The sequence below is a fragment of the Pseudomonas sp. GW822-FHT02D10 genome, from assembly GCF_058802345.1.
The window spans coordinates 26,455-36,828 of the sequence record NZ_JBXAOB010000028.1 but is presented as its reverse complement, the minus strand read 5'-3'; the positions used below and the strand labels follow the sequence as shown (position 1 = coordinate 36,828).

At 59.7% G+C, this 10,374-nt stretch carries 8 protein-coding genes; 4 read left to right on the top strand and 4 right to left on the bottom strand.

The window, feature by feature from the left end:
- From gcvH to AC1RPZ_RS26745, 3 genes are all read right to left on the bottom strand, one after another.
- Window positions 1-356: glycine cleavage system protein GcvH (gcvH, locus tag AC1RPZ_RS26755; protein WP_493140823.1), on the bottom strand; the 356-nt coding region annotated here is incomplete at its 3' end.
- 321 nt (window positions 357-677) lie between these two features.
- Window positions 678-2,213: a transcriptional regulator GcsR gene (gene gcsR, locus AC1RPZ_RS26750; protein ID WP_493140821.1), complete on the bottom strand. Its 1,536-nt coding sequence runs from the start codon at window positions 2,211-2,213 to the stop codon at window positions 678-680.
- A 132-nt stretch (window positions 2,214-2,345) separates the two neighbouring features.
- Entirely contained in the window at window positions 2,346-3,260 is a 915-nt protein-coding gene (locus AC1RPZ_RS26745) for a LysR family transcriptional regulator (RefSeq protein ID WP_493140819.1), read from the bottom strand.
- Between the two features lie 151 nt (window positions 3,261-3,411).
- Here AC1RPZ_RS26745 and speB point away from each other — a divergent pair, with 151 nt between their 5' ends.
- The 4 genes from speB to betA all read left to right on the top strand — a co-directional run bounded on the left by speB (window position 3,412) and on the right by betA (window position 9,382).
- Entirely contained in the window at window positions 3,412-4,410 is a 999-nt protein-coding gene (speB, locus tag AC1RPZ_RS26740) for an agmatinase (protein WP_493140818.1), read from the top strand.
- A 67-nt stretch (window positions 4,411-4,477) separates the two neighbouring features.
- A complete protein-coding gene (locus tag AC1RPZ_RS26735; protein WP_493140817.1) occupies window positions 4,478-5,986 on the top strand; it encodes an aldehyde dehydrogenase family protein in 1,509 nt (502 codons plus the stop codon).
- Between the two features lie 136 nt (window positions 5,987-6,122).
- Entirely contained in the window at window positions 6,123-7,691 is a 1,569-nt protein-coding gene (locus tag AC1RPZ_RS26730; protein ID WP_493140816.1) for a purine-cytosine permease family protein, read from the top strand.
- Between the two features lie 2 nt (window positions 7,692-7,693).
- Window positions 7,694-9,382, top strand: a complete 1,689-nt coding sequence (gene betA / locus AC1RPZ_RS26725) for a choline dehydrogenase (protein ID WP_493140814.1) — start codon at window positions 7,694-7,696, stop codon at window positions 9,380-9,382.
- 79 nt (window positions 9,383-9,461) lie between these two features.
- On the opposite strand, the gene AC1RPZ_RS26720 is transcribed toward betA, so the two are convergent.
- A complete protein-coding gene (locus tag AC1RPZ_RS26720) occupies window positions 9,462-10,316 on the bottom strand; it encodes a sterol desaturase family protein (protein WP_493140813.1) in 855 nt (284 codons plus the stop codon).
- Between the last annotated feature and the right edge of the window lie 58 nt (window positions 10,317-10,374).

The following is a 10,374-nucleotide window of genomic DNA, read 5'->3' as shown; positions in this document are numbered from 1 at the left end:
CGGTCGTAAGCGTCCTGATCCAGCAGTTTGGCGACAGCCGAGGCGTCGGTAGGCTTGAAGCGGAAGAACCAGCCTTCACCCAGCGGATCTTCGTTGACTAGCTCAGGGCTGCTGTCCAGCGCCGGGTTCACTTCCAGCACTTCACCGTCCAATGGCATGTACACGCCGCTGGCGGCTTTTACCGACTCGACGGTGGCGGTTTCAGCGCCTTGTTCGTAGGACTTCAGTTCAGGCAGTTGTACGAAAACCACGTCGCCCAAGGCGTTCTGTGCGAAGGCGGTGATGCCGACAGTGACAGTGCCGTCAGCTTCGGTGCGCAGCCATTCGTGATCTTCAGTAAAACGCAATTCGCTCATGTGAACTCCTCAGGGGCAGACTCCCCCGCTTCTTGTGGCGGGAGAAGATTTACAGGCTCGTGCCGGGCAGCGAGCGTGGCTGGAGAGCTCATAGCAAGTGCAGTGCCATTGTTATTTATTCTTTATAAATCAAGTAGTTGATGTGTTTGTTGGGGGATGGGCAGGGCGCTTCTGTAGTGAATTCAATACAGAGGGCCCGGGTAAGCGGAGCGAAAGAGGGGAAGGGCGATGAGACGTCGACATTACAGCGTTTTGTCTTGAATTCGGTACGCTGTAGCGATTTGCATACGGTGCTCATAAAGACGCTTGTATGGACGGCGGTCAGGTCTTGCTGGAAATACCGTATTTGCGCAGGCGGATGGCAATGGCGCTGTGGGAAGTATGCAGGCGTGCGGCGAGTAACCGGCTGGAGGGGTAACTGCGGTAGAGCTGCTCCAGCAGGCTCTTTTCAAAACCTTCGACGGCAGCTTCGAGACTGCCGACCTCACCGTCGTTTTGCCGCGCCACGGCTGTCGTGGCGATATCCAGATCGTCGATGCCTACCAGCGGGTTTTCGCATATGGCGCTGGCGCGGAAGATCACGTTTTGCAATTGCCGCACATTGCCCGGCCAGCGGTTTTCGAGGAGTGTCGGATAAGTCGCGGGCGCCAGACGACAAACCGGGCGCTGGATCTGGGCACAGGCCTGCTGCATGAAATGCTGGGCCAGTACGAGGATGTCATGACCGCGTTCTCGTAGCGGCGGGACTTGCAGATTGAGCACATTCAGGCGGTAGAACAGGTCCTCGCGAAAACTGCCTTCGCTGACCATTTTTTCCAGGTCACGGTGGGTCGCGCTAAGGATCCGCACGTTGACCTTGACCTCACGATCACCACCGACTCGGCGGAAGCAGCCATCGCTCAAAAAGCGCAGCAGCTTGGCTTGCAGATAGGGCGACATTTCACCGATTTCGTCGAGGAACACCGTGCCCTGGTCGGCCAGTTCGAGCAGGCCGAGTTTGCCGCCGCGCTGGGCGCCGGTGAAGGCGCCGGGGGCGTAGCCGAACAGCTCGCTCTCGGCCAGGCTCTCCGGCAATGCCGCGCAGTTCAGAGCCAGGAACGGCGAGTCACGCCGCGTGCTGAAGGTGTGGCAGGCGCGGGCCACCAGCTCTTTGCCGGTACCAGTTTCGCCCTGGATCAGCAGCGGTGCGTCGAGCGCTGCAATACGCTGGGCCCGGGCTTTCAGGGCGCGCATCGGGAGTGATTCGCCGAGCAGCGCCTCGAAGCTTTCGGCGTGGTCGTGATGGAGGGCGGCCAGGCGCTCACTGATACGGTTTGGCAGGTACAGCGTGAGCAAACCACCGGCCAGGGTCTGGCTGCCCAGCTCGCCGGCTTCGCTGATCGGCATCGCATCGAGCAGCAAGGTCTGGCCGTTTAGGGTGACTTCGCGCATGGGCAGGCGGTAGCCGTGTTCGATCAGCGTACGTTGTAAGGAGGGTTCATCAAATAGCGCTGTCAGTGGTTCACCGGCCGGCTCACGACCGCACAATGCGATCAGTGCCGGATTGGCCAGCAGTACGTGGCCGCGACCATCCACGGCCAGCACTGGGTCGGCTCTGGCAGCGAGCAAGGCGTCCAGTTGCAGGCGTCGACGCTGGCCGGGGAGGATGTCGACCATCGTCACCGCCTGCACGCCCCGCACACCGAGAAAGGCTTCGCGCAGTTCTTCCAGCACATCGGCGCCGAGGGTCGGCGCGTCGATGTAAACGTTCGGCGGCATCATTTCGACAGCATCCAGATTGAGGCTGCGCCTTCCGAGCAGGGCCAGCACTTCCTGGGTGATGCCGACTCGGTCGGTAAAGGTGACGTGGATGCGCATAGGAGGCCTGAAAGGATTGCGAACCGGATCGCGGTGGTAAATGAGTATGCAGGGCTCTGTTCGAGTGTGGCGAGCGTGATGCTTACATGTGTGCCACACGGCCCTTTGTCGACAGTACCTGACTCGCGGGGCTCAGGTGCGGCCCGTGCTGCGCGAACAGGCCGCAAGATCCTCAAGGAACGCCTGGAGAATCGGCGGTGGAGCAGCGCCACGTCGGGTAATCACATCGAAGGGCGACATCAGGCGCAAGCTCGTTGGCGCCAACTGGTGCATTTCACTGGTTTTGATCCACTGAGAGGCGAAGTGCATGGGCAGAAAGCCCAGATAGGCGCCGGAGATGATCAGAATGGCCAGGGCCTCGATGTTGTCCACCGTCGCTGCAGCTTTGCTGACGCCCAGGTGTTCCAGGTCGTATTGCTGCATGTAACCCCGGGCGACGATTCGGCTTGCACCAATCTCTTCGAGCAGTTCGGCACGCTCGGCCTGGCTGCCATAGAGCGGATGACGCCGCCCGCAATACAGCCCGAGTGCTTCCTGATACAGCGGTGAGTGCAACAGGCCGGGAACGTGGATCGGGAAGTGTCCGATGGCCAGGTGCAGTCGGCCGTCAAGCACGCGCTCTTCCAGTTCTGCGGGGGTGCCCACATACACGTTGAGATGCACATCATGCCCTCTGGACACGAAGCGCTGGGTGGTCCGCGGTATCGGTGAGTCAGGGTCGGTGATGGTGGTGTCGATGATCCCCAGGTTGAGCTTTCCGCTGATGTGCTGTTTGAGCACGTCGGCATCCATGCAGAAGTTTTCCACCGCCGAGAGCAGGCGCTGGGTGGCTTCATGGATTGCCACCCCTTGCTCGGTCAAACGGAAGCCACTGCGCCCGCGCTGGCAGAGCTTGACCCCGAGGCGGGTTTCCAGATGGGTCATTTGTTCGCTGATGGTTGATTGGCCGGCATTCAAGGCAGCTTGCGCGGCAGAAAACCCCCCGCACCGGACAATCGTGGCAAACACCCTGAGCAACTTCAGATCGACATCGTGCAGCTGAATCACCTTGAACCTCCCACGTGTGGATGCATCGGTAATGCCGATATGAGTATCTGATGTTTAGCATTTTTTCCACGAAAACCTGCGTCCATAGTCCCTGCAACGGCGGTCGCCTTGCAGTCCGCCAAGCCGATAACAAGAAGTGGAGAGGCTAGAAATGTCGAATAATGGTTACGAGTCCGGTCGCCTGAACTTGCCGTTCGTGGGTCATTGCACCTTTGGCAAATCCCCGGTGTGCACCGATTGGGACGCGTTGGATGCCGATGTGGCTGTGCTAGGCGTGCCCAACGACATGGGCACCCAGTGGCGTTCCGGCGCACGTTTCGGACCACGCGGAATTCGCGAGGCATCGACGCTGTTCTCCTTCGGCCACGCCGGCGCCTATGACCACGAAGATGATGTGATGTACCTGACCGCCGCCGACGTGCGCATGGTCGACGTCGGTGACGCCGATATCGTGCATACAGACATGGCCACCAGTAACGCCAACACCGAGTACGCGGTGCGCAAAATCCTCGATGCCGGTGTCATGCCCGTTGTGCTCGGTGGCGATCACTCCGTGCATGCTCCGGTGATCAAGGCGTTCGAAGGACGCGGTCCGATCCATATTATCCACTTCGATGCGCACCTGGACTTTGTCGACGAGCGCCACGGCGTGCGCTACGGCCATGGCAACCCATTGCGCCGCGCCTCCGAAATGAACCACATCGTCGGCATGACTCAGATGGGTATCCGCAACGTGTCGTCTTCCAATCGCGATGACTACGAGGCGGCCCACCAGGCCGGCTCGAAGATCCTCTCGGTACGCGATGTCCGCCGTCTTGGCGTCGAAGGTGTGCTGGCACTGATCCCGCAGAACATCAACTACTACATCACCATCGACATCGACGGCTTCGACCCTTCCATTGCGCCGGGTACCGGCACACCAAGTCATGGTGGCTTCCTGTATTACGAAGTGCTGGAAATCATCCAGGCCCTGGCCAAACGCAGCAAAGGCAACATCGTTGGCATGGACCTGGTCGAGGTCGCACCCGTTTATGACCCTTCTGGCATGACCTCGATTCTCGCGGCCCAGCTGCTGCTCAACAGTATCGGTTTCATCTTCCATGAGCGGGCTCAAGTACGGCAGCAGATGAGTGAAGCCACTCCGGCATGATGGCCCGGATCGATCATCGAACCACAGTGCCCCGGCGTGATATGACCGCCGGGCAGAGAGAATAAAAATGGACACGATCGTCAAGCAGTACCTGCAGAAATTCGGCGTCAGCGAGGCCACCCAAACCTTTCTCGGCAAGGTGCAGAAGATGTTCATCGGCGGCGCCTGGGTTGAGGCCAGCGACGGCCAGACCTCCGATGTCATCGAGCCGTCGACCGAGGGTCTGATCACCCGCATTCCCATGGGCACCACGCAGGATCTGGATCGCGCGGTGCAAGCCGCCCGAGCCCAGTTTGACGGTGGCGCCTGGCGTCAGGCCAAACCGGCAGAACGTGAGCGGATGATCCACCGCCTGGCTGACCTGATTGAACACAACGCCGCCGAACTGGCCGAAATCGAATCGATCGACATGGGCAAGTCGGTGGCTTTTGCGCGGGACGTCGATATACAGGGCACAGTCGATACCCTGCGCTATTTCGCCGGTTGGGCCACCAAACTCCACGGGCGTACTGTCGAACCATCGTTACCGGGCAACTACCTGGCCTATACACGCAAGGAAGCGGTGGGTGTTGTCGGCGCCATCGTGCCCTGGAACTTCCCGCTGCAAACCATGGCCTGGAAACTCGGCGCCGCCCTGGCGACCGGTTGCACGGTGGTGGTCAAACCCGCCGAGCTGACCTCGCTGTCTGCGTTGCGTTTCGCCGAACTGGTTCAGGAAGCCGGTATCCCGGACGGTGTGATCAACATCGTGACCGGACGCGGTAGCGTGGTGGGTGCGGCCATGGCCACGCACCCGGGCATCGACAAGCTCACCTTCACCGGTTCGACGCCGGTAGGCCGCACCGTCGGCCGCGCAGCGCTGGATGAAATGAAGCGACTAACCCTCGAACTCGGAGGAAAATCACCGGTTATCGTGCTGGCCGATGCTGACATTCCAGCCGCCGCCCAAGCCATTGCCAACGGAGTGTTCTTCAACTCGGGTCAGGTGTGCGATGCCGGTACACGCGCTTATATTCATCGCAGCATCTACGACGAATTCCTGCGCGAGCTGATCGCCTACACCCGGACTTTGAAGATGGCTCCGGGGCTGGACCCGGACTGTTTCATCAGCCCTTTGGTATCGGCCTTGCAAAAGGAGCGAGTGACGAACTACATCGAAACCGGCAAGCGCGAGGGCGCCGAACTGGTCTACGGCGGCCAGCCTGTCGAGGGTCCAGGTTACTTCGTCGAGCCGACCATTTTCGCCCACTGCCGCAACGATATGCGCATCGTTCAGGAGGAGATCTTTGGTCCGGTGCTGGTGACCGCGCCTTTCGACAATGAAGAGGAAGCGCTGGTACTGGCCAACGACTCGCCGTACGGTCTGGCAGCCGCACTTTATTCCAATGACCTTGGACGGGTGCACAGCTTGATTCCCCGTTTGAAAGCAGGTTCGGTCTACGTCAACGCCCATGGCACCCTCGACCCGTCGATGCCGTTCGGTGGCTACAAGCAGTCCGGATTCGGCAAGGATCTTGGGCCAGAGCAACTCGATTACCTGCTCGAAACCAAGGCGGTCTGGATCACGCTGCCCTGAGTCTCGGCTAACGCTCATCCACCTCTGGCGCCCGTGGCGCCTTTTGAAATCGGGAACGGCAAGGACGCGCCCGGGAGTCGTTCACCCGAAAGAATGCGGTTATCTCGTCATGATCTTCCAACAATAAGAGTACATCATGAACACTAACGCCAAGTCCGCCCCGAGCGTGTCCACCCGCGACGACAAGCCCGTTGTCGAAGGGCATTCCATCGACTTCATCCCCGAACACGAGCGTACCGACAAGCTGTCGAGCCAAGGCCCGTTCTGGTTCCTCGGCAATTTCACATTCTTTACCATGACCATCGGCTTTGTCGGTCCGAGCGTCGGTCTGACCGCTCTCTGGACTACCCTTGCCGGCACGCTGGGCATCATGTTCGGCACGCTGTTCATGGCCTTTCATGGTTCGCAAGGCCCACACCTGGGGCTGCCGCAGATGATCCAGTCGCGCGCGCAGTTCGGTTATCGCGGGGTAATTCTCGTGCTGCTGGCGACGCTGTTTGTGTTCGCCGGGTTCAATATCGTCAACCTCGTGCTGATGATGCAGGGGCTGCACACGTTATTCGGCTTCAACCCCGCGGTGGTGGCGGTGGCCGTGACGGTGCCGGCGGCCATACTGGCGATCCTCGGCCATGACTGGATGCACCGCAGTTTCAAATGGGCGTTGTACCTGTCGATTCCGCTTTACGGTCTGGTGACGTTGGCGGTGCTGATGCACTGGGTTCCCGATGCGCCGATGCCGGTACTCGCCGCCGGTGAGGTTGCTCCGGCCCCGCTGGGCTTCAACTGGACCGGTTTCATTGCACAGTTCGCTGCGGCGGCGAGTTACAACATCGCTTACGCCCCGTACGTTTCCGATTATTCGCGCTACCTGCCCAAGAACACTCCGAGCGGGAAACTGATCGCGGTGGTTTTTTTGGGCGCCTCGTTGTCCGGCGCGTGGATGATTTCCGTGGGTGGCTGGTTGGCCGATCACCTGCATTCCACTGATGTGCTGGTCGCTCTCGGACAAGTGGGTAACACGGTGTCGCCGCTCATTGGCACGGCGGTGGTGGTGATCACGATCCTGGCTTTCCTGCCGGTCATCGCGATGAACATTTACAGCGCGAAACTGACCACGCTGACCTGCGTTGACTCCATCAAGCACATCGAGCCAACACGCAAGGCGCGCATTCTGGCGATTGGTTTCGTGATCCTGCTGCAACTGGGCGTGGCCTTGAGTATCCAGAGTTCAGGTAAAGGGCTGTCGGTGCTGGGTATCTACCTGGTGGTGATGCTGTATTTCCTGGTGCCATGGACCTCAGTCAACCTGACCGACTACTTCTTCGTCCGCAAAGGCCGCTACGCCATCCCGCACTTCTTCATGCCACACGGCAACATCTACGGCAGTTGGGGGATGCGCGGCATTATCTCGTATGCGATCGGCTTCATTTCCATGATCCCGTTCTTTTACATCTTCGACGGCGTTGAACAGCGCGAGGTCTATGTCGGCCCGCTTGCCAAAGCGCTTGGCAGCATCGACATCGCCTGGCTCGTCGGGCTGATCGTGTCGGGGTTGGTGTACTACTGGCTTAGCCGCTCGATTGACCTTGCGCGCGAAGAGGCGGTCATCCTCCTCATCGAGAAAACATCCCCGCAATACACCACCGGCGACAAGCAGGCCAAGTACCCGTTGCCGCTGCTCAACGAATCGACGGCCGGGAGATAACCATGGCGACTCATAAATACGACTACATCATCATCGGCGCGGGCTCTGCAGGTTGTGTGCTGGCCAACCGCTTGAGCGAAGACCCCGCCACCTCAGTACTGGTTCTGGAGTTCGGTGGCAGCGATCGCAGTGTGGTGATCCAGATGCCGAGTGCTTTCTCGATCCCGATGAACACCAAGAAATACAACTGGCGCTACGAAACCGAGCCGGAGCCCTACCTCAACGGGCGTCGAATCCACTGCCCGAGAGGCAAGGTGCTGGGCGGCTCGTCATCGATCAATGGCCTGGTTTACATCCGTGGCCACGCGTATGACTTTGATGAGTGGGAGTCGCTCGGTGCAGAAGGCTGGGGATACCGTAATTGCCTGCCCTACTTCAAACGGGCAGAGAGTTACGAGGCGGGCGGCGACGGCTACCGTGGGCATACGGGGCCCTTGCACACCAACAACGGCAATAACATGAAAAATCCGTTGTATGGAGCCTGGATCGAGGCGGGTGCCGAGGCGGGTTACATCAAGACCGACGACTGCAACGGCTTCATGCAGGAAGGTTTCGGTGCCATGCACATGACGGTGAAAAATGGCGTGCGCTGTTCCACGGCCAATGCTTACCTGCGGCCGGCCATGGGGCGCCCGAACCTGACCGTGGTCACCCAGGCGATGACGCGTCAGATCATCCTCGAAGGCAAGCGTGCGGTGGGCGTCATCTATGACTGCGAAGGCCAGACCCACAAGGTCTACTGCAAACGGGAAGTTCTGGTATCGTCCGGGCCGATCGGCTCGCCGCACCTGCTGCAACGGTCCGGTATCGGGCCGGCCGAGGTCCTCCGCAAAGCCGGAGTCGAGGTGCGGCACGACCTGCCGGGCGTCGGGGAAAACCTGCAGGATCACGCCGAGGTCTACATCCAGTTCGGTTGCAAGGAGCCGGTGACGCTCAATAGCAAAATGGATCCTCTGAGCAAGCTGATGATCGGATTGCGCTGGTTGTTGTTCAAGGACGGACTCGGCGCCACCAATCATTTCGAGGCCGGTGGTTTCATCCGCTCCGAGCAGGGCTTGCGCTGGCCGGACATCCAGTTCCACTTCCTGCCTGCGGCAATGCGCTACGACGGCAAGAAGCCGATCAAGGGCCACGGCTTCATGGTGCTGACCGGGCCGAACAAACCAAAAAGTCGGGGCTATGTGCGAGTCCGCTCCGCAGACCCCTATGAGCACCCGGAGATCCAGTTCAACTACCTGCAGCGAGAAGAGGACCGCGAAGGGTTCCGCCGCTGCATACGCCTGACACGGGAAATCATCGGCCAGCCAGCGATGGACCGTTTCCGTGACGGTGAGATTGCGCCGGGCGCGCAGGTGACCAGCGACGAGGATCTTGACGCGTTCGTGCGCGAAAACCTGGAGAGCACTTACCATCCTTGCGGCTCCTGCCGCATGGGTGAGGATGACATGGCGGTGGTCGACTCCCAATTGCGTGTGCGGGGCATCGAAGGCTTGCGGGTGATCGACTCGTCAGTGTTTCCGACCGAACCAAACGGCAACCTCAACGCACCGACCATCATGCTCGCCGAACGGGCATCCGACCTGGTGCGCGGGCGCAACATGTTGCCAGCGTCCGATGCGGTGGTCGGGTTGGCCAAGGATTGGGAAACCCGTCAACGCACAAAAGCGCCGGCCCGTAATGTGAGGGTTTGATTTCAGGGGAATAGAGGGAATTGTCCCGTCCTGAAACAGGTGTAAACCTGATTCTGGACGGGACAAGTCATTATTTGCGCTAATTCCATTCCTGGCGCTTGAGATCGCCCTGCCGCACTCGTTTTGGCGAACGAACCAGCGGCCAGAACAGTTCTTGCTGCCACGTCACCGGATGCAAATCCTCAATGCCAAAGGTCGAGGGACGACGCCGAGTGATCTTGGCCGTACCGAACAGCACGTCCCAGAAGAACAGCAGGTTGCCGAAGTTTCCCTTGTAGTGGGTCACGCCGTCATTGGCGTTCAAACCATGATGGGCTGCATGGGTGGCGGGGGTCGAAATGGTCCGTTCGAGGACCCACATCAGCGGGCGCAAGGCCGGAATGCGGTAGAGTTTTTCGTCCCAGGCGACGCTGCTGTGTGCAGCGAAAATCACCGTCATCTTGACGATCAAGTAACCGTAATAAACCGGTGCCAGACCCAGGTAGATGAGTGCTCCGGCCAACCAGATGCCTGGCATCAGCAGGTAGTAAAAGCTGTTATTTCGGTAAACGATGCGAATGCTCATGTAGGGCGCCGAATGGTGAGCGCGATGCAGCGCATAGAGAAACGGCAGCCGATGGGTCAGGCGGTGCCACCAGTACTGGGTCAAGTCATCGAACAGTAGAAACAACCCGAGGCCGGCCACCCAGTGAATGTTGGCCAGGCTGTTCTTGAGTTGAGGGGCCAGACTGCCGAGCAACAGGTTGCTGAGGAACATCACCAATGGAAAGGTGACACCCAGCAGGAGCGAAGAACCGATGACCTCGATCAGCGTATCGCGGCGCTGACCTTTGGGTTGGCGGAAACAGGCGCACGCGATTTCCAGCAGGATGAAACCCAGAAAAATCCCGGCGACGACCAGGATTGGATTGTTGACGAGCATTATTGTATTCATGGCAATCTCGAGTCAGGCCCGACTTGGGCATTGCCTGAGCAATAAGAAACCATGAGCC

Coding starts and splice junctions, on each gene's coding strand:
- gcsR (WP_493140821.1), bottom strand. CDS start 2,213: ATGCGCATCCACGTCACCTTTACCGACCGAGTCGGCATCACCCAGGAA.
- speB (WP_493140818.1), top strand. CDS start 3,412: ATGTCGAATAATGGTTACGAGTCCGGTCGCCTGAACTTGCCGTTCGTG.
- AC1RPZ_RS26735 (WP_493140817.1), top strand. CDS start 4,478: ATGGACACGATCGTCAAGCAGTACCTGCAGAAATTCGGCGTCAGCGAG.
- AC1RPZ_RS26730 (WP_493140816.1), top strand. CDS start 6,123: ATGAACACTAACGCCAAGTCCGCCCCGAGCGTGTCCACCCGCGACGAC.
- betA (WP_493140814.1), top strand. CDS start 7,694: ATGGCGACTCATAAATACGACTACATCATCATCGGCGCGGGCTCTGCA.
- AC1RPZ_RS26720 (WP_493140813.1), bottom strand. CDS start 10,316: ATGAATACAATAATGCTCGTCAACAATCCAATCCTGGTCGTCGCCGGG.